The sequence below is a fragment of the Streptomyces sp. NRRL B-1140 genome (genome assembly GCF_001280065.1).
GTDB lineage: Bacteria > Actinomycetota > Actinomycetes > Streptomycetales > Streptomycetaceae > Streptomyces.
The window spans coordinates 111403-133846 of sequence record NZ_LGEA01000025.1 but is presented as its reverse complement, the minus strand read 5'-3'; the positions used below and the strand labels follow the sequence as shown (position 1 = coordinate 133846).

At 72.5% G+C, this 22444-nt stretch carries 21 protein-coding genes and 1 pseudogene; 14 read left to right on the top strand and 8 right to left on the bottom strand.

The window, feature by feature from the left end:
• Positions 1-102: 102 nt before the first annotated feature.
• On the top strand, positions 103-789 hold the full coding sequence (locus ADK65_RS04615) for a TetR/AcrR family transcriptional regulator (protein ID WP_053668490.1): 687 nt from the start codon (positions 103-105) through the stop codon (positions 787-789).
• Here ADK65_RS04615 and ADK65_RS04610 read toward each other — a convergent pair.
• Complete coding sequence (locus ADK65_RS04610; RefSeq protein ID WP_053668489.1) at positions 777-2279, bottom strand: LVIVD repeat-containing protein; 1503 nt, start codon at positions 2277-2279, stop codon at positions 777-779. The two genes, ADK65_RS04615 and ADK65_RS04610, sit on opposite strands and share 13 nt — an antisense overlap.
• A gap of 190 nt (positions 2280-2469) precedes the next feature.
• Here ADK65_RS04610 and ADK65_RS04605 point away from each other — a divergent pair, with 190 nt between their 5' ends.
• Positions 2470-3123 carry a DUF305 domain-containing protein gene (locus tag ADK65_RS04605; protein WP_053668488.1) on the top strand — a complete coding sequence of 218 codons (654 nt, stop codon included), beginning with the start codon at positions 2470-2472 and terminating at the stop codon, positions 3121-3123.
• Positions 3124-3185: 62 nt separating this feature from the next.
• On the opposite strand, the gene ADK65_RS04600 is transcribed toward ADK65_RS04605, so the two are convergent.
• Both ADK65_RS04600 and ADK65_RS04595 read right to left on the bottom strand, forming a co-directional pair.
• On the bottom strand, positions 3186-3563 hold the full coding sequence (locus ADK65_RS04600) for a DUF6234 family protein (RefSeq protein WP_159038720.1): 378 nt from the start codon (positions 3561-3563) through the stop codon (positions 3186-3188).
• Between the two features lie 218 nt (positions 3564-3781).
• Positions 3782-4240, bottom strand: coding sequence for a DUF6214 family protein (locus ADK65_RS04595; RefSeq protein WP_053668486.1), 459 nt, complete (start codon positions 4238-4240; stop codon positions 3782-3784).
• Between the two features lie 209 nt (positions 4241-4449).
• Between ADK65_RS04595 and ADK65_RS04590 the strand changes: the two genes are divergently transcribed.
• Positions 4450-5793 carry an FAD-dependent oxidoreductase gene (locus ADK65_RS04590; RefSeq protein WP_053668485.1) on the top strand — a complete coding sequence of 448 codons (1344 nt, stop codon included), beginning with the start codon at positions 4450-4452 and terminating at the stop codon, positions 5791-5793.
• A gap of 39 nt (positions 5794-5832) precedes the next feature.
• A pseudogene (locus tag ADK65_RS37870) lies at positions 5833-6000 on the top strand (NADH:flavin oxidoreductase/NADH oxidase); the annotation flags it as partial.
• 126 nt (positions 6001-6126) lie between these two features.
• Here ADK65_RS37870 and ADK65_RS04580 read toward each other — a convergent pair.
• Positions 6127-7446, bottom strand: coding sequence for a PHB depolymerase family esterase (locus tag ADK65_RS04580; RefSeq protein WP_053668623.1), 1320 nt, complete (start codon positions 7444-7446; stop codon positions 6127-6129).
• A gap of 293 nt (positions 7447-7739) precedes the next feature.
• On the opposite strand from ADK65_RS04580, the gene ADK65_RS04575 reads away from it, so the two are divergent.
• Positions 7740-8528 carry a pectate lyase gene (locus ADK65_RS04575; protein WP_053668483.1) on the top strand — a complete coding sequence of 263 codons (789 nt, stop codon included), beginning with the start codon at positions 7740-7742 and terminating at the stop codon, positions 8526-8528.
• A 434-nt stretch (positions 8529-8962) separates the two neighbouring features.
• On the top strand, positions 8963-10987 hold the full coding sequence (locus ADK65_RS04570) for a hypothetical protein (RefSeq protein WP_053668482.1): 2025 nt from the start codon (positions 8963-8965) through the stop codon (positions 10985-10987).
• 183 nt (positions 10988-11170) lie between these two features.
• On the opposite strand, the gene ADK65_RS04565 is transcribed toward ADK65_RS04570, so the two are convergent.
• Positions 11171-11755 carry a hypothetical protein gene (locus ADK65_RS04565; RefSeq protein ID WP_053668481.1) on the bottom strand — a complete coding sequence of 195 codons (585 nt, stop codon included), beginning with the start codon at positions 11753-11755 and terminating at the stop codon, positions 11171-11173.
• A 210-nt stretch (positions 11756-11965) separates the two neighbouring features.
• On the opposite strand from ADK65_RS04565, the gene ADK65_RS04560 reads away from it, so the two are divergent.
• The 4 genes from ADK65_RS04560 to ADK65_RS04545 all read left to right on the top strand — a co-directional run bounded on the left by ADK65_RS04560 (position 11966) and on the right by ADK65_RS04545 (position 15930).
• Positions 11966-13123: a WD40/YVTN/BNR-like repeat-containing protein gene (locus ADK65_RS04560; protein WP_053668480.1), complete on the top strand. Its 1158-nt coding sequence runs from the start codon at positions 11966-11968 to the stop codon at positions 13121-13123.
• 112 nt (positions 13124-13235) lie between these two features.
• Positions 13236-13913, top strand: coding sequence for a uracil-DNA glycosylase (locus tag ADK65_RS04555; RefSeq protein WP_053668479.1), 678 nt, complete (start codon positions 13236-13238; stop codon positions 13911-13913).
• Entirely contained in the window at positions 13910-14896 is a 987-nt protein-coding gene (locus tag ADK65_RS04550; protein ID WP_053668478.1) for an N-acetylglucosamine kinase, read from the top strand. The genes ADK65_RS04555 and ADK65_RS04550 overlap by 4 nt, the downstream gene beginning before the upstream one ends.
• A 110-nt stretch (positions 14897-15006) precedes the next feature.
• Positions 15007-15930, top strand: a complete 924-nt coding sequence (locus ADK65_RS04545; protein WP_053668477.1) for a sirohydrochlorin chelatase — start codon at positions 15007-15009, stop codon at positions 15928-15930.
• A gap of 221 nt (positions 15931-16151) precedes the next feature.
• Here the strand turns inward: ADK65_RS04545 and ADK65_RS04540 are convergent, their stop codons facing one another.
• Together ADK65_RS04540 and ADK65_RS04535 are read right to left on the bottom strand one after the other, a co-directional pair.
• A complete protein-coding gene (locus tag ADK65_RS04540) occupies positions 16152-17177 on the bottom strand; it encodes a lactonase family protein (protein ID WP_053668476.1) in 1026 nt (341 codons plus the stop codon).
• Between the two features lie 195 nt (positions 17178-17372).
• Positions 17373-18863 carry an FUSC family protein gene (locus ADK65_RS04535; protein ID WP_053668475.1) on the bottom strand — a complete coding sequence of 497 codons (1491 nt, stop codon included), beginning with the start codon at positions 18861-18863 and terminating at the stop codon, positions 17373-17375.
• A gap of 198 nt (positions 18864-19061) precedes the next feature.
• On the opposite strand from ADK65_RS04535, the gene ADK65_RS04530 reads away from it, so the two are divergent.
• The 3 genes from ADK65_RS04530 to ADK65_RS04520 all read left to right on the top strand — a co-directional run bounded on the left by ADK65_RS04530 (position 19062) and on the right by ADK65_RS04520 (position 21150).
• Positions 19062-19538, top strand: a complete 477-nt coding sequence (locus tag ADK65_RS04530; RefSeq protein ID WP_053668474.1) for an Lrp/AsnC family transcriptional regulator — start codon at positions 19062-19064, stop codon at positions 19536-19538.
• Between the two features lie 19 nt (positions 19539-19557).
• Positions 19558-20253 (top strand): HAD family hydrolase, encoded by a 696-nt coding sequence (locus tag ADK65_RS04525; RefSeq protein WP_053668473.1) that lies wholly within the window; start codon positions 19558-19560, stop codon positions 20251-20253.
• A gap of 132 nt (positions 20254-20385) precedes the next feature.
• Entirely contained in the window at positions 20386-21150 is a 765-nt protein-coding gene (locus tag ADK65_RS04520) for a DUF4142 domain-containing protein (RefSeq protein ID WP_053668472.1), read from the top strand.
• A gap of 50 nt (positions 21151-21200) precedes the next feature.
• Here the strand turns inward: ADK65_RS04520 and ADK65_RS04515 are convergent, their stop codons facing one another.
• Entirely contained in the window at positions 21201-21983 is a 783-nt protein-coding gene (locus ADK65_RS04515; RefSeq protein WP_053668471.1) for a LysR family substrate-binding domain-containing protein, read from the bottom strand.
• Between the two features lie 58 nt (positions 21984-22041).
• Here ADK65_RS04515 and ADK65_RS04510 point away from each other — a divergent pair, with 58 nt between their 5' ends.
• A complete protein-coding gene (locus ADK65_RS04510; protein ID WP_053668470.1) occupies positions 22042-22425 on the top strand; it encodes a DUF5997 family protein in 384 nt (127 codons plus the stop codon).
• The last annotated feature ends 19 nt before the right edge of the window (positions 22426-22444 follow it).

Genomic DNA, 22444 nt, shown 5'->3' with positions numbered 1-22444 from the left:
GTCGCCCGAGGCAGACGGCATCGCCGGCCGGGACCTGGCAGGTCGTGGCCGGACCCCACTGATTATAGTTGGCTGGCAGCCAGTCAACACGGGAGTTGCAGCATGTCTCCGCGTAGCGCCTCGGTGAACGAAGAGTTGCGGCGGCGTTCCCGTGAGCGGCTCCTGCAGGCGGCGGTCGAGCTGGTGAGCGAGCGAGGCTACGACGCGACCACACTCGGCGACATCGCCGACCGGGCGGGATCGGCCCGCGGCCTGGTGTCCTACTACTTCCCCGGCAAACGGCAGTTGGTGCAGTCCGCGGTGCACCGGCTGATGCACCGCACGCTGGAGGAGGCGCTGGAGCGCGAGCCGCGCACCGAGGACGGCCGGGAGCGGATGGCCCGGGCCATCGACGCGATCCTGGGCCTGGCCAGGGACCGGCCCGTGCTGATGCGCCAGCACATGGCCGGGATTCTGCAGGCCGAGGGCTTCATGCAGTGCCCGGAGCAGCGGCGACTCGCCGAGCTGCTCCGGGACACCATGGCCCGGCACGGGTCGTCGGACGTCGCGAGCGACTACCCGATGTTGCGCGCCCTGCTGATGGGGGCCGTGTACGCCGCTGTGGTGCCGGGGGCCCCGATGCCGGTGCCGGTGCTGCGGGCCGAGCTGTTCAAGCGCTACCGGCTCGACCGGGAGCTGGGCCTCCCGCCGGAGGCCGGAGCCCGCGGCGGGAGGGGCGACGAGGATCTGTCGCGTTTCTTCGCGACCGGAGGCGCACCGGAGTGCGGCCCCCGGGATCAGTCGAAGTAGTCCGGCTGCGTCTGGACGTTGAGCTCACGCACGTGGACCCGGCGGGCCGGGTCGGTGCGCCGGTCGTCGATCTTCAGGACGTCGAAGCCCCGGGCGTACTCGTTGGAGTAGATGTAGCCGTTGTAGTAGTACGCCGACCACGAGCCGCCCGACTTGATCGCGTCGGTGGTCAGCGGGCCGCGGTCGAAGTAGGCGATCTCCTTCGGCTTGTCCGAGTCCGTGAACTCCCAGACGGACACGCCGCCCTGGTACCAGGCCTGGACCATGATGTCCCTGCCCTTGACCGGGATGAGCGAGCCGTTGTGGGCGACGCAGTTCTCGGTGTCGGCCTGGTGGCGGGGGATCTTGAAGTAGCTGCGGAAGACGAGCTTGCGCTTGTCGCCCTTGCCGACGATGTCGTAGATGCCGTCGGCACCGCGGTCCGGGCCGATCTCCGCGTTGCAGGTGGCCGCTCCGCCGCCGCCCAGCTCGTCGGTGTAGACGACCTTGTTCGCCTTCTGGTTGAAGGTCGCCGAGTGCCAGAACGCGAAGTTCACGTTGTCCTGCACGCGGTCGATGACCTTCGGGCGTTCCGGGTCCTCGATGGAGAACAGGATGCCGTCGCCCATACAGGCGCCCGCGGCCAGGTCCTTCGAGGGCAGCACGGTGATGTCGTGGCAGCCGGTGGTCTTGGACACGCCCGGGTTGGTGGGCCCGCCCGGGTTGCCACCGCCGTCCGGGCCCTCACCCGGGAACAGCACGGGGAAGCCCACGACCTTCGCCTTCTCGGGCGCCTTGCGCGGCACCTTGATGACGGAGATGCCGTCGTGCGGCGGCTGGCAGTCGGGGTAGGCGGCGTTCGGCGAGTACGAGGAGACGTACACGTAGACGTTGCGGCGCTCGGGCACCAGCGTGTGGGTGTGCGAGCCGCAGGCGGTCTCGACGGCCGCGACATACCTCGGATTGCGCTTGTCGCTGATGTCGAAGACCTTCATGCCCTCCCACGAGGACTTCTCGGTCGCCGGCTGGGTGGTGCTGGAGCAACTGCTGTCACTGCGCGAGGAGTCGGTGGACAGGAACAGCAGGTCGCCGGAGACGGAGATGTCGTTCTGCGAGCCGGGGCACAGCACCTGGGCGACGGTCTCCGGCGCCTTGGGGTTGCTGATGTCGAAGATGCGGAAGCCGTCGTAGTTGCCCGCGAACGCGTACCTGCCCTGGAAGGCGAGGTCCGAGTTCGTGCCCTGCAGCACGTCCTTGGGGACGTGGGCCAGGTGCCTGATGTTGTCGGAGTGGACGATCTCGTCCTGGCCGGGTATCTCGCCGCTCTCGATGGCCTCTCGGACTTCGGCCTGGGCGCTCTTGGAGACCTTCTTCGGTGCGGGCGGCGCGTCCCCCGGGTCGGGGGTGGCCCCTGCCGGCGAGACGGTGAGGAGCGCGGCGAGCAGTCCACCGGCGGCTGCCACAACTCCCATGCGTCTGCGGCGCGTTCTGCGGTCGTTCAACAGGATCACTGTTTTCCTCCCTGGTTCCGTTCGCTGCGGAACGGTTCACGCACCACGCAGTATCGTCTTCGCCATGCACATACCAACAGGGGGCAACAGAATCGCAATGAAGTTTTCTGATCAATGACCCGCGGAAGCGTGCCAGTACGTCGTCCGCAACTCGAGGTGCTCTTCAACACGTCTGCCACAGGAGGTCGTTGTGCTGTTCCGCCGTGCGTCCCGGGCGTCCGCCGTCGCGACGGGGCTGGCCGTCCTGGCCGTGCTCACGACCGGAGGCTGTGACTCCGGTCCGGACCGGAAGCCGGCCGCCGACGACGGGCCCGCCGTGATCGCGCCGGGTGAGCCCGGCGAGGCGAACCGCACCCTGTCCGCCGAGGAGGCCACCGACCGGCGCTCGGAGAACGACTCCCCCAACTCGGCCGACGTCTCCTACGTCCGCATGATGATCGAGCACCACGCCCAGGCCCTGGTGATGACCGAACTCGTCCCCGAGCGGGCCGAGTCGAAGGCTGTGCAGCGGATCGCCGAGCGCATCGCGGCCGGCCAGAGGCCCGAGATCGAGGCGATGAAGGGCTGGCTGAAGTCGTACGGGAAGCCGCTGAAGGCCGAGCGGCACGAGCACACCACAATGCCCGGCATGGCGACGCCGGCCCAGCTGAAGGAGCTTCGCACCGCCGACGGGCAGGCGTTCGACCACCTTTTCCTGACCCTGATGACGACCCATCACCAAGGCGCGATCACCATGGCCACGGATGTGAAGGGGCAGGGCAACAACATCCGCGTGGAGGAGATGGCCGACGAGGTGATCGCACAGCAGACGAGTGAGATCACGCGGATGCGGACCATGCTCTGAGCTTGTTCGTCATGGCCGCCGGTGACCGGCTGCGACGGTCCGCGGGATCCGCCGTCGTGGTCCTACCGGTGGGTCACGTGGCCCGAACGAGCGTGCGACATCCCAGCCCTCGCCGGCGGTGGAGGCGGGTGAGCACGCTCGTACTGGTCGTGCCAGGCGTGGATCGTGAGGAGCAGGGCGACGGCGGCCAAGAGCAGTTGGACCGCGCCCGCCAACGGATGTGCCGAGTACAGGAAGATCACGGCGATCACGAGCACAGCCAAGGTGAACCCGCCGAACCAGAGGACCGGAACCCAGTCCACCGGGGGTGCCACGGTCTGCTCGTCCGCACGGTCCCATCCACGGAGGACCGAGGCCGACCCCAGCAGAAGAGCGACCGGGATCTCGATGAGCAGCACGATCAGGCTGACGCAACCACCTGCGAACCCATCACCTCGCACATCCGAAGGCTGCCCGAGGCGGGACCCGGTCTCCGGCAAGCGCGGTACACGCGTACTCCGCTCGAAGCGCACGGTCACACACTCGTACGTGACACCTCCCGACGGATCACGGTTCACCAGGCCGAAACCGAGTCGTGGCCGAGCCGAGTGCCCAGCGCCCCTGCGCCCTCGGCTCCCGGAGTCACCCGCTCGCGCCGAGCCTCAGGCGTCCGAGTCCCTCAGCGCCGGGGACGGCGCGGTGACAGCAGGCCCGCGTCGCGGGCCTGGCCGATCAGGCGGAGGGTCGCGCGGCGGCTGTGGCCGGTCGCGCCCATCACGGCGAGGACCGGGTCGGCGCCCTCGCGCTGGGCCGCGCGGTACTCCCGCGCCACCAGCTGACTCCCCTCCTGCCCGCGCGGCCAGGCCGGCCTGGCCCTGCGCCCCCGGCCGCCGCAGCCGTCGGGTCCGCCACCCGGTCCGCATGCCTCGGCCACCGCGTCCTCGATCCAGTCGGCGAGCACGGCCAGGTCGTCGAGGGACAGGGCGGGCTGAGCACGCACTTCCTCGACACAGACGCATCCGCCGCCCACGACGGCCAGCGCATCGATCCGGGCACCGTCCGCGAACACCAGCCGGAACTCGAACCACCGCGTGGTGCCCTCGTTCTCCCGCACTTCCCACGCGGGGCGCACGGACACCGCGCCGTCCTCCGGAGAGCGATCAGAAAGGTTCAGAAAGGACGCTTTCAGCACATACCGAACGTAACCGCATGATCACATTCCCCACAGATCGGACACGCGCCACGCGTGGAGCACAGCACCCTGTCAGCGGAGCCCGGCCGGTGCGATGCTGGAGGCGTCAGCGCTCTCCTGAGATCCGTCGGTTCGCCCGGGTGAGGAGTTCCGCCGTGCTGCGAGTCGCCGTCGTAGGCTCCGGGCCGAGCGGGTGCTACACCGCCCAGAGCCTCGTCCAGCTGGACTCCGACGTGCGCGTCGACGTCCTGGACCGGCTGCCGTGCCCCTACGGCCTCGTCCGCTACGGCGTGGCACCCGACCACGAGAAGATCAAGTCGCTGCAGAACAACCTGCGCGCCGTCCTCGAGCACGACCGGGTCCGCTTCCTCGGCGGCGTGCAGGCCGGCCCCGGTGGAGTGACCGTCCCGCGGCTGCGGGAGCTCTACCACGCGGTGGTGTACTGCCTGGGCGCCGCCACCGACCGGCGTCTGGGCATCTCCGGGGAGGACCTGCCGGGGAGCTGGTCGGCCACGCAGTTCGTCGCCTGGTACAGCGCCCACCCGGACGCCGTGGACGCCGGTTTCCTGCGGGACGCCCGGTCGGCCGTCGTCGTCGGCGTGGGCAACGTCGCCGTGGACGTCACGCGGATGCTGGCCCGGGGCCTGGCCGAGCTCACCCCGACCGACATGCCCCAGGCCGCCCTGACCACCCTCGCGGACAGCCGGGTGACCGAGATCCACATGGTGGGCAGGCGCGGACCGTCCCAGGCCCGGTTCACCACCAAGGAACTGCGCGAACTGGGCACCCTGCCGGAGACCGACGTCGTGGTGGATCCGGCGGAGCTGGCCCTGGACCCCGGGTACACGGACCCCTCCGCACTGCCCGCACCCCAGCGCCGCAACGTGGAGGTGCTGCGCGCATGGGCGCGGACACCCCCGAAGGGCGCGCCACGCCGCATCCACCTCCGGTTCTTCCTCCGCCCGGCCGAACTGCTCGCCGAGCGGGGCCGCGTGGGCGCCGCGCGGTTCGAACGCACGGCCCCGGACGGCCACGGCGGCGTGACGGGTACGGGCCGGCACGAGGTCATCGAGGGGCAGCTGGTCCTGCGCTCGGTGGGCTACCGCGGAGTGCCTCTGGAGGACCTGCCGTTCGACCCGGTCACCGCCACCGTGCCGAACCTGTCCGGCCGCGTCCTGCGCGAGGGGGCCGTCGCCCCGGGCGAGTACGTGGCGGGCTGGATCAAGCGCGGCCCCACCGGCGTCATCGGCACGAACCGCCCGTGCGCGAAGGAAACAGTGACGTCCCTCCTCGAGGACGCCCCCGCCCTCGCCGCGAAGACGGTCCCCGACGACCCCCTGCCGGTGCTGCGCGCGGAAGGTGTCGATCCGGTGGACTGGGCGGGCTGGCGGTCCATCGAACGGGCGGAGGCGGCCCTGGGCGCTTCGCTGGGCCGGGGCGTGGTGAAACTCCCCGACCGGCAGTCGCTCCTGGAAGCCGCTCGGGCCGAGGTTCACTGAGGACGCGCGTCAGGCACCCGGACGGGAGCTCTGCCGGGCGGCCGCATCACCGATGCGGAGCAGGCCGAGAAGATCCTGGCCAACGGCGAGGCGGACGCGGTCCTGCTGGGCCGCGAGCTCCTGCGCAACCCCTCGTGGGCGCGGCACGCGGCGCGCGAGCTCGGCGGCGAGGTGCGGGTGCCGGACCAGTACCACCGGTCGGTCTGACCGGCCGGTGGTACTGGTCCGGTCGGCCTGATCCGGTCGGCCTGATCCGGTCGATTCGACCCGGCCGCTCCGACCCGGCCGCATTGGCTTGATCCGGCCCTCCGGTCCGGCACCCGTCGACGTACGTCAACCGCTCGCGCACACCGTCCCGTTGAGCGTGAACCCAGCCGGAGCGGCGCTGTTGCCGGCGTGAGAGGCCTGGTAACCGAAGCTCACACTCGCGCCCGGCGCGATGGTGCCGTTGTACGAGACGTTGGTGGCGGTGACCGACCCGGACGAGGGCGCGTACGTGGCGCCCCAGCCGCCCGTGACCTTCTGCCCGGTGGGCAGCGTGAAGCCGAGTTTCCAGCCGTTGACGGTCGTCGTGCCGGTGTTGGTAAGGGTCACCGTGGCGGTCAGGCCGGTGCTCCAGGCATTCACCGTGGCCGTCACCCGGCAGGCGCCCGGCTGGGGTTGGGGCGCGGGGCCGGAGCCGTCCAGGCCGAAGAAGGTGAGCACGCGGGACGCCATGCCCTGGGCGTACAGATTGTGGCCGACGCCCTGGAGACTGATGGCCTCCACGGGAGCCCGGTCCCCCGTGCCGCCGTAGCGGGTACGGGTCCAGCCGGACTGGGGCGTGTCGGTGCGGGTGGGCGTCTGGCTCACGCCCTGCACGTTCGTCCACTGCTTGATCTGCTCCCCGAAGTTGGGGTAGCGCAGGACGTCGTCCTCGGTGCCGTGCCAGATCTGCATGCGGGGCCGGGGGCCGTTGTAGCCGGGGTACGCACCCCGGGCGAGGTCGCCCCACTCCTTCGCGGTGCGGGTGACCGTGCCGCCCGAGCAGGCGCTGTTCCACTCGGAGCCGTCGCTGGTCGCGAAGCAGCCGAACGGGACGCCCGAGAAGGCGGCGCCCGCCGTGAACACGTCCGGGTAGTCCCCGAGCAGGACGTTCGTCATCATCGCGCCGGAGGAGATGCCGGTGGCGAACACCCGGCTCGTGTCCGCGTCATACGTGCGCGTGACCCAGTCGATCATCGACTTGACTCCGACGGGATCGCTGCCTCCTCCGCGTCGCAGGGCCTGGGGCGAGGAGACGTCGAAGCACTTGCTGCTGCGGGTGACGGACGGATACAGCACGATGAATCCGTACCGGTCGGCGAGTGTGTCGTACTCGGTCCCGTTGTACATGTCCGGGCCCGAACCGGTGCACCAGTGCACGGCGACCACGACCGCCGGCTTCGGGGTCACGCTCTCCGGCACGTACACGTACATGCGCAGGTTGCTGGGGTTGGTGCCGAAGTTCGTGACCTCGGTGAGGGCCGCGGTGGGTACGGCGTTCCCGCGTGCGGAGGCAGGAGTGGGCCCGTCGGCGGCGGCCGCGGGCCCGGTCGGAGCGGTGGTCGCGACCAGGGTCAGCAGCACGGCGACGAGCGCGAGGAGGAGCGACCGCAGGAGTCTCGTCGTCATGCGGTGGGGGGTGGCGGGCACGTCCGGTTTCCTTCCGTCGTGGGAGGCGTCCGTTGCGGCATGGTGGCATGGACATGGCCCCCATGGAAGCGCTCCCACAGGGTCCCGGGCGTGACCAGCGGCAACGGAATCCGCTCTGCGCGAGGCGTTGACTAGAAAGCGCTTGCACCCTACGTTCCGTTCAGCACTGTGACCAACGCATACGGATAGAGCGGTCTTGGTGCGCACAACGAGCAGCACTCTGAATGCTAGTCATGTATGTGTTCCGCCCCCACGACAGAAGGACTCGGGACATGGCTTCTGCGACACGTCCGCGCGCCCGCAGGCGCGCACTGGCCGGAACCGTGGCCGCACTCGGCTTCTCGGTTGGCATGATCATGACCGTCAACGCGCCCGCTGCGAGCGCCGCCACCTGGCCGGCCCCCAACGGCAGTCAGGGGACCTCGTCCACCATCTCCGTGTCCGGCACCAAGGACTACGGGATGAAGCGGTACTACGGCACCGGCGCCCTGGCCGGTGACGGCCAGGAGGAGGGGCAGGACCCGATCTTCAAGCTCGCCGACGGCGCGGTGCTGAAGAACGTCATCCTCGGCGCCCCCGCGGCCGACGGCATCCACTGCGAGGGCAGTTGCACGCTGCAGAACGTCTGGTGGGAGGACGTCGGCGAGGACGCCGCCACCTTCCGCGGCGGCAACGGCGCCACCTACCAGGTGATCGGCGGTGGGGCCAAGAAGGCGGCGGACAAGGTCTTCCAGCACAACGGCGGGGGCACCCTGACCATCTCGAACTTCGCGGTGCAGGAGTTCAAGACGCTGTACCGCTCCTGCGGTGACTGCTCCACTCAGTACACCCGCAAGGTCAACCTCAACACCATCGACGTGACCGGCACCGGCTCCACCGCCCGGCTCGTCGGCATCAACGTCAACCGCAACGACGTGGCGACGCTGCGGAACATCACCATCCGCAACGACTCCGGCCGCAAGGTCGTCCCCTGCCAGAAGTACAACAACAACACCGCTGTCGGATCCGGACCCGACAGCAAGAACTGCCTGTACTCCACCTCGGACATCACCTACAGGTAGTCCGGGGCAGACGGTCCCCCCACGGTGAAGGCGGCCGTGCGCAGCGTCCCGGCGGGCGCCGCGCACGGCCGTCCGCGTCAGGTGCCGCACTCGTCCGGCACGCCCCGCCGGCCGTCGCCGACGCGTTCTGCGCGACGCGGCTGGGGGGCGACTGGGGGCACGCGTTCGGGACGCTGCCGCGGACCGCGGACCGCGGACCTGGACAGGATCGTGGGCCTGGACAGGATCGTGGAGCGGGCGCTGCCCGGCGGCGGGGACTGAGGCGCCGGAGCCGGGCGCCCCGGACGCCGCGGGCGGGCGGGCCGGGGCAGGGCCGACTCCAACTCAAGCCAACGAACGCACAGTTCGCGCACAGTCACCCCCCGATTCCGCCTCGTTGTCAGTGCGGTGGTGCAGACTCCCCGTCGTCGGCAGGTCGTCTGGGGGAGGACAACGTGTTCAGGGGGATGGACGAGGTCGACCGGGCCTCGCTGCGCCAGGCGTACGGCAGCGCGGAGGACGTGCCCGGATTACTGCGGGGGCTGGGCTCCACCGACCCGGCCGAGCGACAGACCGCGCTCGACGGGATGTACCACGCCCTGCACCACCCGGACGACGGCATCCGGGAGTCGACGCTCGCGTGTGTCCCGTTTCTCCTCGTGCTCGCCGGCCGGGAGGACGTCCGGGACCGGGCGGAGGTGGTGGAGTTCCTCGTCGGCATCGGTGACGTCGCCGGTGCCCGCGGAGACCGCGCGGCAGAGGTGCGCGGCACTCTGCGCGCGCATGCCGACGTCTTCGTCCGTCTCACGGGGGACCGGGACGCAGCAGTGCGCCGGGTGGTCCCGGGCGCACTGGTGCGGTACGTGGACCAACCGGCGCGCGTGCTCGCGCTGTTGCGGGAGCGGATCACCGTGGAGCGCGACGACCGTGTCCTGCTCGCCCTCGCCGAGAGCCTCGGGGAGTTCGCGCGGCGCCTCCGCCCGGCCGAGCCTCACACAGCCGAGGCGATACGCCTGCTGACCGATTTGAGCGGACCGCCTCACGACCCCGGCCTCCGGCTCGCCGCGCTGGGCCAGCTCGCGCAATGCGCCCCGGATCTGCTCCCTGCAGATCTCGTACCGACCGTCGTCCGGCTGCTCAGGGACAGATCGGGGAGGCGGCTCCGGAAGGCCCGCCCGGACGACGCTCCCGGTCCGGACACGCTCGCCGTCCGGCTGCGGCGGCTGCGCCCCTCGGACGAGGAGGGCTCCCGGCTGCTGCGGACCCTGCACTCCGCGCTCGGCAGCCGGGTGGCCGACCGTGTCTCCCTGCTGTGCGGGCAGTTGACCAGCCCGGATCCCCTCGACCGGTGCAACGGGGTGTGGATGTCGGCCGGGCTCTTCCGTGAGCGACGCGTCCGGCACGATGGGCCGGTCGCCCTCATCGGCAACCAGCTGGGGGCCGAGGAGGACCGACTGCACGACGCGGCGGTCACCGTCCTCCTGGAGCTTTCCGAGCTGGCGGCGCCCGCCGCCGACCATCTCCACGCCTTGGTGACGTACCGTCCCGAGCTGCGTGTACGGCATGCCGAGCGGGGTGCGCCGGCGCTGGGCGGCCCGCTCAAGGCACTGGCCGGGACGGGGGACGGGCGGGCCACGCCGGTGCTGGCCGAGGTGCTTGCGGGTCCGGTCGTACCGCACGATCTGGCGCTGGCCGTACCCCACCTCGGCCGCGCGGCCGAGCCGCTCGTCCCCGCGCTGCGAAGACGGCTCGCGCGCGTGCCGCTCGACGCGTCCGACACCTGCGAACGGGCCGTTCCCCTGTTGTCGGCACTCGCCGCACTGGGCGACGTCGCCTCCGTACCCGCCATGTTGCGGCTGCTGCGCGGCATGCCGGACGGACTGCGGAGGCGCGGCACCGTCACGGAGGCGGCGGTTCACGCCCTCGGCGCGTTCGGCGGCTCCGCGAGCGAGGCGGTACCGGATCTGCGCGGACTGCTGGAGAGCGACTGCGCGGTCGCGGCGGCGGACGCGCTGTGGTCGATCACGGGCGACGCGGGTGCCGTGCTGCCCGTGCTGCTCCGCGCGTTGACGGACACGTCGACGGCCGGGAGCGGCGGCCGGCGCCGCGCGGCGGCCGTACTGGGGCGGCTCGGACCGGTCGCTCGCCAGGCCCTGCCCGGGCTGCGCGACCTGGCCGACCGCGGTGACGCACGGGCCCGGGCCACCGCCGTCTGCGCGGTGTGGCGGATGACGGGGCAACCGGAACGGTTCCTCCCCGTCCTCCGCTCGGTGTGGAGGGAGCATCCCCGCACGCGCGCGACGATCGCCGCCTGCGTCTCCGTCCTGGGACCGGCGGGAGCGCCGCTGCACGACCTGCTCCGAGCGGAGCTCGCCTCTCCCCTCCGGCATCGCACCGGCGCCGGAGGCAACGGCATACGTGAAGACCTGGCGCTGCTCCGGGTGTGCGGTCAGGCGCTGGCGGGAGCGGGGCAGCAGTAGGGGCCGCACCTGCCGATGGCCGGAGGGGACCGCAGGAAAGGCCGACCACTGCCCGCGGCCGGACGCGACCGCACCAAGGGTCCACGCCCGCCGATGACCCGACAGGACAGTGGGACGGGCCGACGCCCGCGATGCGGACCGTCAGGGGCAGTGGTGGCCGGACAGGGGCGTCGACACGGTCGCTCACCCCGTCGTGCGCCCCCACATCGGGCCGAAGCGGGCCCATTCCGCGCCCCACTGGTCGATGCGGCGGCGCTCCAGGCGACCGCGAAGGGCACGGCCGGCGGCCAGGGGGACGGCCGCGGCGCAGAGGCCCGCCACGCTCCCGATCAGCGAGGCCCGTACACGGGCCTCGGGCTCGGTGACGGGCCTCGTGACCTGGCGGCCCTCGGGGTCGGTCCACACGGTGACCGGCGCCCCGACGGCACTGCCCGCCGGGACCCGCAACTGGCCGGAGTGCTCGGACCCGTCCGCGGCGCTCCACCGTGCCGTCGCCCACACCGTCTCGACGCGGGACACACGGCCGTTCTCGGAGGCAGCCCCGGGGGCGCGCTCGGCGAGCCGTGCCACCAGGGGACGCCACTCGGCGCGTTCCCGGGCCAGTCCGTCCTCGACGGAACGGCTCACCGTCGTCCCGGCGAGCGTCCCCACGAACACGGTGAACACCCACATGCCCAGGACGACCCAGGCCTCCACCCGGTCGCCACGGCGCTTGAGCGGATTGCGCCGCCAGCGCCACAGCCACACCTTCGGACCACGTAACGCCATCGAAGGCCTCCTCCTCACGAGCCCACGACCATCCCGCCGCTCTCCCCATACGGACGGCGGCCCCTGGATGCTCACTGCACCTACCCGGCGTGACGATCTCCGCGGTTCCCGCTCCGGCCGCGCCCGGCCGAGGGGGCCCGCGAAACCCCGCGTCCCCCTCGCCGACACCCCGCTGACCTGGGCCGCAGCCCGTTCCGGAGGTGACTGTCAGTGGTCGGGTGCAGACTGGCCGGTGTTCGGGACGAGGGCGTCAACGACGACGCCGCGGAGGTGATCGGCATGACCGAGGTACTGCTCGCCGTGGGCACGCGCAAAGGCCTGTTCATCGGGCGCCGGCGAGGTGGCGGGGCCTGGGAGTTCGACGAGAGCCCGTACTTCAACGCGCAGGCCGTGTACTCGGTCGCCCTCGACACCCGGGCCGGGACCCCGCGGCTGCTGGTCGGCGGCGACAGCGCGCACTGGGGCCCGTCCGTGTTCCACTCCGACGACCTCGGCCGGACCTGGACCGAACCGGCCCGCCCGGCGGTCAAGTTCCCCAAGGACACGGGGGCGTCCCTGGAGCGGGTGTGGCAGCTGCATCCGGCAGCCGCCGAGCCGGACGTGGTGTACGCGGGCACCGAGCCGGCCGCGCTGTACCGCTCGCAGGACCGCGGGGAGACGTTCGAGCTGGTCCGCCCCCTGTGGGAGCACCCCACACGCTCGAAGTGGGTCCCGGGCGGAGGCGGTGAGGGACTGCACACCGTGCTCACCGACCGCCGCGACCCGAAGGCGGTGACGGTCGCCGTCTCGACCGCCGGCGTGTTCCGCACCCTGGACGGCGGCGTCAGCTGGGCACCTTCCAACTCCGGGGTGTCCGCGGTGTTCCTGCCCGACCCGAACCCCGAGTTCGGCCAGTGCGTGCACAAGGTCGCGCGGGACGCGGCCACCCCGGACCGGCTGTACCTGCAGAACCACTGGGGCGTGTACCGCAGCGACGACGCCGGCGCGCACTGGACGGACATCGGCGAGGGCCTGCCGTCCACGTTCGGCTTCGCGGCCGTGGCGCATCCGCACCGGGGCGACACGGCGTACGTGTTCCCGATCAACGCCGACGCCGACCGGGTCCCGGCCGGCCACCGGTGCCGGGTCTACCGGACGTCGGACGCGGGCAAGAGCTGGGAACCCCTGTCGGCGGGACTGCCCCAGGAGGACCACTACGGCACGGTGCTGCGCGACGCGATGTGCACGGACGACGCCGACCCCGCGGGCATCTACTTCGGCAACCGCAACGGTGAGGTGTTCGCGTCCGCCGACGACGGCGACAGCTGGCGGCAGCTCGCCTCGCACCTGCCGGACGTGCTGTGCGTGCGGGCCGCGCTCGTCGGCTGAGGCAACGACGAGGACGGGGGACGCGGCAGAGGGACAGACGGGAGGCGAGGGTGCCCACAGGCGTTGGCCACCGGTTGATCGCCGCTGTCCGCACGGCAGTAGGGTGACGCCCGTGGCACCACGACCCTTGCATGAAATCGTCGAAGCGGGCTGGGCGAAGGCCTTGGAACCGGTGGCCGAACGCGTCGCCGCGATGGGGGACTTCCTCCGCGCGGAGATCGCCGCGGGACGCACCTACCTCCCGGCCGGGCCGAACGTCCTGCGGGCCTTCCAGCAGCCCTTCGACGACGTACGCGTCCTGATCGTCGGTCAGGACCCGTATCCCACTCCGGGACACGCGGTGGGGCTGTCGTTCTCGGTGGCGCCGGAGGTGCGGCCGCTCCCCGGCAGCCTCGTCAACATCTACCGCGAGCTGCACGCCGACCTGGGGCTCCCCCAGCCGTCCAACGGCGACCTCACGCCGTGGACGCGCCAGGGTGTGCTGCTGCTCAACAGGGCGCTGACCACCGCGCCGCGCAAGCCCGCCGCCCACCGGGGCAAGGGCTGGGAGGAGGTCACGGAGCAGGCCATCCGGGCCCTGGCCGGGCGCGGCAAGCCGCTGGTGTCCATCCTGTGGGGCCGTGACGCCCGCAATCTGCGCCCGCTCCTCGGTGACCTGCCCTCCGTCGAATCCGCCCACCCCTCCCCCATGTCGGCCGACCGGGGCTTCTTCGGCTCCCGTCCGTTCAGCCGGGCCAACGACCTGCTGATCCGTCAGGGCGGCCAACCGGTGGACTGGCGCCTGCCGTGACCGGGGCGGCGGAAGGCTCCGGTTTTCTCGCCGTGGACTCCGGCGGCTCCGGGCTCCGGGCGGTGATCGGGACCGCCGAGCGCGGCCCGCTGGCCCGCCGGGCGTCCGGTGAACCGGTGCGCACGGGCGAGCGGGGCATCGATCCCGGGCACTTCATGGCCCAGCTCGTGCCGTTGGTGCGTGCGCTGACCGCGGAGGCGGGAGCGGTTCCGCTGACCACCGTCGCCGTGGGTGCGGCCGGGATGGCCTCCCTGGGGGACGGGCTGCGCGCCGAACTGCCCGGCGCCCTGGCCCGGGAGTGGGGGGTGCGCCGGGTCGCACTGGCCGCCGACGCCGTGACCGCGTACGTGGGCGCGCTCGGGCCCCGCCCCGGTGCCGTGGTCGCCGGCGGCACGGGGCTGGTCGCGGTGGGCACCGACCTGACCGGCTGGCGGCGAGCGGACGGCTGGGGGCATCTGCTCGGCGACTGCGGGGGCGGTGCCTGGATCGGCCGGGCCGGCCTCGAGGCCGCGCTGCGCTCCCACGACGGGCGGCAGGACGGCTCGGCCCGTCTGCTGGCCTGCGCCGAGGAGCAGTTCGGGCCGGTCGCGAAGCTGCCCGGCGCGCTGTACCCGCGGCCCGACCGGCCGGCCGTGCTCGCCTCCTTCGCGCCCCGCGTGGCCGCCTGCTCGGACGAGGATCCCGTCGCCGCGGACATCCTGCGTACCGCCGCCCGGCACATCGCGGACTCCGCGGCAGCCGTGTGTCCCTCCGGCGGCGAGGCGTGCGTCGCCGTCACCGGCGGCCTGTTCGAGCTGGGCGACCCGCTGCTGGAGCCCCTGGACGAGGAACTGGCCCGGCGGCTCCCACAGGCACCGCGGGTACCGGCCGAGGGCGATCCGCTGCACGGCTCGGTGCGCCTCGCGGCGGAACTGAGCACGGGTTCCCTCACGCTGCCCGGTGACGAGAGGATGCTGTCCGTGACCATCCGTTCGGGTGATTGATCCGATCGCGTCCGATCCGTACGTAACTCAATAGACAAAACGGGACGGATACCGCTCACCTGCACCCTCCCCGAACAGAGGAACCCAGGAAGCCAGTAACATGCGGCGCCATGAGTTCCCCCACTGGGCCCGCGGATGGCCTGCCCGTACGAATGCCGCGCCCCCGCCAGCCCGGACGGCACCGCCGTCCCGAGCCGCTGGTTGCTCCCGAGGGCGCGCCCGCGCTCGTCCTCGCCGTGCCGGGGACGCCCAGTAACACCACGCGCAGCCTCGCCGAAGAGGTCGTGAGCATCGCCCGCTCCGAGCTGCCCGGCCTCGACGCCCGCATCGGGTACCTCGACGGGGACAACGCGGAGTTCCCCTCGCTGCAGGCCGTCCTCGTGCACGCGGCCGAGGAGCGCACGGCCCGTTTCGAACAGGCCCGTGCCGCCGGCATGGACGTCAAGATGCCCGACGGTCCCGTCGCCGTGGTCGTGCCGCTGCTCGCCGGCCCGGACGGTTCGCTGCTGCGTCAGGTCCGCCAGGCCCTCATGGAAAGCCGGGTCGCCGCCGAGCTGACCGATGTCCTCGGCCCGCACCCGCTGCTCGCCGAGGCGCTGCACGTGCGGCTGTCCGAGGCCGGCCTGGCCCGTGCCGACCGTGCCCGGCTGTTCACCGTCGCGACGGCCGCGGACGGCATCATCCTCGCTTCGGTGGGCGGTGACGAGGCCGTGCAGGCCGCAGGCATCACCGGCATGCTGCTCGCCGCGCGTCTCGCCGTTCCGGTGATGGCCGCGGCGCTGGACCAGGAGGGCTCCATCGCGTCCGTCGCCGAGCAGCTGCGCTCCTCGGGCTCGCAGCAGCTGGCGCTCGCGCCGTACCTGATCGGCCCGGAGATCGAGCAGGTCCTGCTCGAGGAGGCCGCGAAGGAGGCCGGTTGCTCCGCCGCCGAGCCGCTCGGCCCGTACCCGGCGATCGGCAAGCTGGCCCTGGCCAAGTACACGACGGCGCTCGGTATCGCGCCGCAGCAGGCGCAGAGCGCACCCGTGCGCTGACGCCGGCGGCGCGCGCAACACCGTGAAGGCCCGCTCCGGTTGGGAGCGGGCCTTCCTCGTACTGTGGGATGCCGCGCGGGGATCGGCTGTCACAGGCCGGCCCCGGTGCCGTGAGGCGGCAGCGGGGATGTGATGCGTCCCGCGGGTGCGTGGGGGCTTGTCGCGCAGTTCCCCGCGCCCCTGCCGGGCGCCCGGCAGGGTGGGGCGGCTGGTCCCCCCCCTCAGCCGAGGGCCACCCAGGACACCGCCGGCACCTTGATCGAGCCGCCTCGTCGTGGAACGCCCGTGACCGGGTCGACCGCGAACCAGGTCACGTCGCCGGAGCGCTCGTTGGCGACGTACAGGACGTTGTCGCCGGCGGTGAGGGCGCGTGGCCAGTGGCCGCCGCAGGGCACCGTGGTGACGAGGCGCAGCTCCTCGCCCTCGACGGCGAGCACGGACAGGACGTCCTCGCCGCGCGTGGCGGTCCACACGAAGCGGCCGTCACGTGAGGCGGCGATGCCCGACGGGTAGGCGTCGCCCGCCGGTGCGCCGGGCAGGACCGGGGCTTCCGACAGCGGCGTCAGGGCGCCCTCCGCCGCGTCCCAGCGGCAGACGGTGACGGAAGGGCTCAGTTCGTTGACGACGTACGCGTGGCGGCCGTCCGGGTGGAAGGCCAGGTGGCGCGGCCCCGAGCCGGGGCGCAGGGCGGTCTCCCGGTGCACGTGCAGGGCGCCGTCGGTCAGCGTGCACACCCGCACCGAGTCCGTGCCCAGGTCCACACTGACGGCCCACCGGCCGCTCGGGTCGGGCTGCACCTGGTGGGCGTGCGGCCCCTGCTGGCGGGGCGTGTGCGGACCGGCGCCGCTGTGCCGGAGCACACGGGACGCGGAGCGGGCGAGTGTGCCGTCGGGGCGGAGGGGGACGGCGGTGACGCTGCCGGAGCCGTAGTTGGCGGTCAGGACGTGCCCGGCGTACAGAGTGAGGTGGGTCGGGCCGCTGCCGTCGACCGGCACGGGCCGCCCCGCAGGCTCGGGCTTGTCCCCGCCCACCCGGTACGCGGCCACCGCGCCCTCGGCGGTCTCACTGACCGCGTACAGCATCTTCCCGTCCGGTGAGAGCGTCAGGCAGGAGGGGTCGGGAACGGCGTTCACGCTGCTCAGAACGGTCAGCGCGCCGGTGCCGGCGTCGGCCTCCGCGGTCACGATGCCGGGGCCGCCGGCCGCCGTGAACGATCCGATGTACGCCCGCCGCCCGCCGTCCGCCACCGCTGTCCCCTCTCGTCCGCGCGGCCGGGTGGGCCGCGCAGTCGATCATGCGCGGTCTAGACCATACGGTCAAGGGCGTGTCGCTCGGTCGGACCCCCGGTCCGGCCGAGCGCGCATCACCACCGCGCCGGACCGGGGCCGCCCGGCGGAGCGGGCACGGCCGGCCGGAGAGCGCTCGGCTCTCGCGCTTCTCCGTCAGGCCCCCACCAGCGGGGAGCCCGACGGGGTGCGCAGGGGGCGGGCCAGATCGGCCAGGGCGCGCTCCAGACCGTGCAGATGGGCCAGGGCGGGTTCCGCGTGGGCCAGGCCGTCCGCGTGGACCGCGATGTCCCTGCCCTCGGTCAGGGCCTCCACAGCGGCCTCCACCCGCCGGCAGGCCGTGGCGAGACGGGCGTCGTGGCTGGCCTCCGGGTCCGCCGCGACGGCGACCAGGCCACGGATCTCGCGGGCGCAGTCGTCGAGGAGGGCCAGCACGTGCCGGGCCCGCCGCTTGCGGCCCAGCATCGGGTTCAGCGGGTGCACGAGCGGGGCGACCGAGAGCCGTACCCGGGCGAGGAGCTGTTCCAGCTCCGCCACCCGCGGGGCCGGGTCGGCGTCCGCCGCGCCCGCCAGGCGCCGTGCGGTCTCCACGGCGCAGGCGTGCACGCAGCGCAGGGCCCGCCGGATCCAGGCGTCGGTGACGCTGTGGGTGGTCACGGGCAGGACGAGGATCACGGCCAGGGCCGCGCCGAGCGCCCCGACGCCGGTCTCGGCGAGCCGCAGGGCGAGCAGTCCGGGGCCGAGCACACCGAGGAGGCCGTAGAGCAGTCCGGCGAGGAGGGTGACCCAGAGCATCATCCAGGTGTAGGACACGGCTGCCGTGTAGAAGATGCCGAACACGCAGACGGCGGCCAGCGCGGCCGTGAGAGCGGGGTCGCCGTGCACGGGCACGGCCACGAGCAGGCCCAGGGCGATGCCGATGACCGTGCCGAGCAGCCGCCGGAAGCCGCGGACCAGGGTCTCGCCGCGCGAGGTGGTGTTGACGAAGATCCACCAAGTGGCGCCGACGGCCCAGTACCAGCGCTGACCGGACACCAGCTGGCCCACGACGAGGGCGAAGCCGGCCCCGGCGGTCGCCTGGATCGCCTGGCGGGTGGTCACCCGGGCCAGACCGGCGCCGGCCGGCGGAGCGGGCACGGCCGGCGGGGGCATACGGCGCTCGTAGCACCAGAGGCCGAAGCGCACCGCGGCTGCGGCGAGGACCGACAGCAGGACAGCGGCGTACAGCTGGGGCAGCAGGCCGGTGGTGGCGTGGAGGAACTGCGCCACGAAGAAGGTCATGAACGCGAAGACGCCGAGGCTGTGCCCGCGCGGGCCCCAGCGGCGCGCGTACACGCCCGCTCCGACGACGGCGAGGAAGGTCAGATCCCTGGCCACCGGGTGGTCGTGCAGCTCGGCCGCGGCCGTGAGGACGGGCAGGCCGACGGCGGGCAGCAGAGCGGTCGTGACGGCCTGGCCGCGGACCGTGGCGTCGGTGACGGTGAACAGGGCGAGAAGGGCGGCGAGACCGCCGGTGACGGCGCCCGCGAGGGAATGCCCGGCAAGGCCGCACACGGCGACCGCGAGCGTGATGCCGAGCACGGCACGCGCGGCGAACCGCAGCCGCGTCCGCCCCGGATCCGGAGCCATGAACACCCTCTTCAGCACCGCTTACCGCCCCTCTCGCCACACCGGCCATGAGCACGCATGAAAAAGGCGCCGCGGGGTCCGCAGCGCCATCGACGCATCCATATCAGCATCCCGGTGGCCAGTGGCTCAACCGGCACCTTCTAGACTGGGCCATTGGTCCAGTGCGAGCGGTCGGCGAACGGCCGCGGCAGAGCCAAAGGACGAGGAGGAGGCGCCATGCCCGTGGACGAGCTCGACACCCGCATCCTGCGGCTGCTGCTGGAGCAGCCGCGCACGAGCGTGCGCGAGTACGCCCGGATCCTCGGCGTCGCCCGGGGCACCCTGCAGGCCCGGCTCGACCGGCTGGAGCGTGACGGCGTGATCACCGGCACGGCACCGGCCCTCTCCCCCGCCGCACTCGGGCATCCCGTGCTCGCGTTCATCCACATCGAGGTCACCCAAGGCCATCTCGACGAGGTGGGGGACGCTCTGGCGGCGGTGCCGGAGATCGTGGAGGCCTTCTCGATCACCGGTGGCGGGGATCTGCTCGCCCGGGTGGTGGCCCGGGACAACGCGCACCTGGAGGACGTCGTCCAGAAGCTGATCAGCATGCCCGGAGTGGTGCGCACCCGTACCGAGGTCGCGCTGCGCGAGCGCGTGCCCCACCGGATGCTGCCGCTGGTGGAGTCGATCGGGCGATCGGCCCGCGGGTGATCTTTGAGAGCATGACGGCATGAGCAGGCTCCGCGGAATATCAGTCATCTTCGATCTCGACGGAACACTCGTGGACAGCGAGCCGAACTACTACGAGGCAGGCCGCCGGACGCTCGCCCAGTACGGCGTCGCGGACTTCACCTGGGCGGACCACGAACGCTACGTCGGCATCAGCACGCAGGAGACGGTCGCGGACTGGAAGCACCGCTACGGCCTGTCCGCCCCGGTCGAGGAACTGCTCGCCGTGAAGAACCGCCACTACCTGGAGCTGGCCCGCGGTGCCACGCGCGCCTACCCGGAGATGCGTGCGTTCGTCGAGTTGCTGGCCACCGAGGGCGTGCCGATGGCCGTGGCCTCGGGCTCGTCGCCGGAGGCCATCGCGGCGGTGCTGACCGGGACCGGGCTGGACGCGCGGCTGCAGACGGTGGTCTCGGCCGACGAGGTCGCGCACGGCAAGCCGGCTCCGGACGTCTTCCTGGAGGCGGCCCGCCGGCTCGGGGCGGCCCCGGACGACTGCGTCGTGCTGGAGGACGCCGCTCCGGGCGCCGCCGCCGCGCACGCGGCCGGCATGCGCTGCATCGCGATCCCGTACGTCCCGGCCCAGGCGGACGCACCGGAGTTCGCGACCGCGGGCCTGCTCCTGCCGGGCGGTCAGGAGCAGTTCACGGCACGGTCGGCGTACGACTGGCTCGCCGGCTCGGCCGACCTGTCCTGATCTGCTCCGTCCCGCCCCGTACAACGGACCATGGCGGGCGGACTCCGCGAACTTTTTTGCGGCAGGGGTGATTGTTTCGCCCCCGGCGTCCGTACCTCTTGGTGTTGGGCCGTTCATATCCCAGGAGGCACGATGCGCATCTCGCGCAGCACGGCAGGAACCGCGTTCGTGGGCGGTGCGTTGATCCTTACGCTCACCGCGCTCGCCTACCCGAGCATGCTGGGCGTGCAGAACGCGGCTTCCGGCCAGGACCGCATCATCGCCAACACCCAGTGGGGTCCGCTGACCGAGGCGGACCGCGACTTCGTGGTGCGCGTGCGCGCGGCCGGACTGTGGGAGTACCCGCTGGGTCAGCTGATCAAGCAGCGGAGCACATCGCCGGAGATGCAGGAAGTCTCCAAACATCTGCTCGTCGGGCACGGTCGGCTCGACGCGGGCTGCCGCAAGATCTCCACGGACCTGGGCATCACCCTGCCGAACGAGCCCTCGCCTCAGCAGCAGCAGTTCGTGGCGACGGCCGAGGGCAGCAGCGGCAAGGAGTTCGAGTCCACGGCCGTGACGATCATGCGCGTCGCGCACGGGGGCATCTTCCCGACGATCGCCAAGATCCGGGCGACCACTCGGAACAGCCTCGTGCGAGAGCTCGCCGACACGACCAACGACACCGTTCTCGATCACATCACGGTGCTGGAGAAGACCGGCCTGATCAACCAGGAGCAGGTCAGCTTCCAGATCACCGCTCCGCCCAAGCTGCCCGGGGACCAGACGACACCGCCGCCGCCGCAGCAGGGTGCGCCGGTCCGCGTGCTGCCGATCCCCGACGACCTGAAGGACTTCCAGACGGTCGCCCCCAATCCGTCCTACGGGGCACCGGCGCCTTCTCCGTCGGCGGGCTGAGCGGGTACGACCATGCCTCCGGGGCCGCGGTCCGTCCAGCAGCCCCGGAGCTACGAACGGCGGCGGGGCTTGCCCCGCCTGTTGCCCTTGGGAGCGCCGCCCCCGCTCTTCCCCGTACGCTTCGCCCCGGCCGACTTGCCTGCCGCCGACTTGCCGGGCACCGGCTTCCGCCGGGCGCCTTCCCGGGCCCCCTCAGTGGACCGGTCCCGCGCCGGGGGCTGCTGACGGCCCCGGGTGCTGTTGACCGTGCGGCCGCGGACGACGCCGATGAAGTCCTCGACCTGATCCGTCTTCGCGTCCTCCGGCCAGGAGAGGGCCACGCTCGACTCGGGAGCGTCCTTGAGGGGCCGGTGGGTGAGGTCCTTGCGGTGGTGCAGCCGGGCGAGCGACAGCGGGACCACGAGGACGCCGATGCCCGCCGCGACCAGTTCGACTGCGTCGGCGGTGGTGGCGGGCCGTTCGAGAGCGGGACGCCCGGGGAGGGTCTGCCAGTCGAGGACGTCGTCGAGCGGGTGCAGGACGATGTCGTCCGCCAGGTCCTCCGGCGCCACCTCGTCCACGGCCGTGACCAGATGATCCTTGGGCACCACGACGACCGTCTGCTCGGTGTAGAGGGGAATCGCGCTGAAGACCGCCCGGTCCACCGGGGTGCGGACGAGGCCCGCGTCGGCGTCCCCGCCCAGCAGCCGCTCGGCCGCCTCTCCGGCGGGCACCTGGGTGAGGATCAGCGGGACATCGGGCTGCCGCTCGTTCCAGATGCGCACCCACTTGTCGGGCATCACCCCGGGGACGTAGGCGAGCCGGAACGAGGGGGTTTCATCCGAGCCTGTCACCTCGCCAGGTTACCGGGCGTGGTCAGGGGTCGTGCACACGCTCGATACCCTGGGAGCCATGACGTCGCACCAGAGCACCCAGACGATGAAGCCCGCGACCGCGGCGAAGAAGCTGGGTGTGTACCTCGAGGCCACACCCGCCGAGTTCCGGGAGGGTGTGGTCTCGCGCGCCGAGCTGAACGAGCTCCAGGCGAACCCGCCGCAGTGGCTGCAGGACCTGCGGCGCAACGGCCCGCACCCCCGTCCGGTCGTCGCCGCCAAGCTCGGCGTCTCCATCGCCGGTCTCGCCCGCGCGGGCGTCACCGAGCCCCTCACCACCGAGCAGATCGAGGCGCTGAAGCAGGAAGGCCCCGAGTGGCTGGAGCGGGAGCGCACCACCCAGGCGGAGGTCCGCAAGGAAGCGGTCCGGATCAAGAAGAAGAACGCCGAGCGCAAGGCCTGACCTCAGCACCCCTCGTTTT

Bases quoted from the DNA above. Each gene is read 5' to 3' on its own strand.
- ADK65_RS04520 (WP_053668472.1), top strand. From the start codon at position 20,386: ATGCGCATCTCGCGCAGCACGGCAGGAACCGCGTTCGTGGGCGGTGCG.
- ADK65_RS04525 (WP_053668473.1), top strand. From the start codon at position 19,558: ATGAGCAGGCTCCGCGGAATATCAGTCATCTTCGATCTCGACGGAACA.
- ADK65_RS04510 (WP_053668470.1), top strand. From the start codon at position 22,042: ATGACGTCGCACCAGAGCACCCAGACGATGAAGCCCGCGACCGCGGCG.
- ADK65_RS04580 (WP_053668623.1), bottom strand. From the start codon at position 7,446: ATGACGACGAGACTCCTGCGGTCGCTCCTCCTCGCGCTCGTCGCCGTG.
- ADK65_RS04545 (WP_053668477.1), top strand. From the start codon at position 15,007: ATGAGTTCCCCCACTGGGCCCGCGGATGGCCTGCCCGTACGAATGCCG.
- ADK65_RS04615 (WP_053668490.1), top strand. From the start codon at position 103: ATGTCTCCGCGTAGCGCCTCGGTGAACGAAGAGTTGCGGCGGCGTTCC.
- ADK65_RS04530 (WP_053668474.1), top strand. From the start codon at position 19,062: ATGCCCGTGGACGAGCTCGACACCCGCATCCTGCGGCTGCTGCTGGAG.
- ADK65_RS04575 (WP_053668483.1), top strand. From the start codon at position 7,740: ATGGCTTCTGCGACACGTCCGCGCGCCCGCAGGCGCGCACTGGCCGGA.
- ADK65_RS04565 (WP_053668481.1), bottom strand. From the start codon at position 11,755: ATGGCGTTACGTGGTCCGAAGGTGTGGCTGTGGCGCTGGCGGCGCAAT.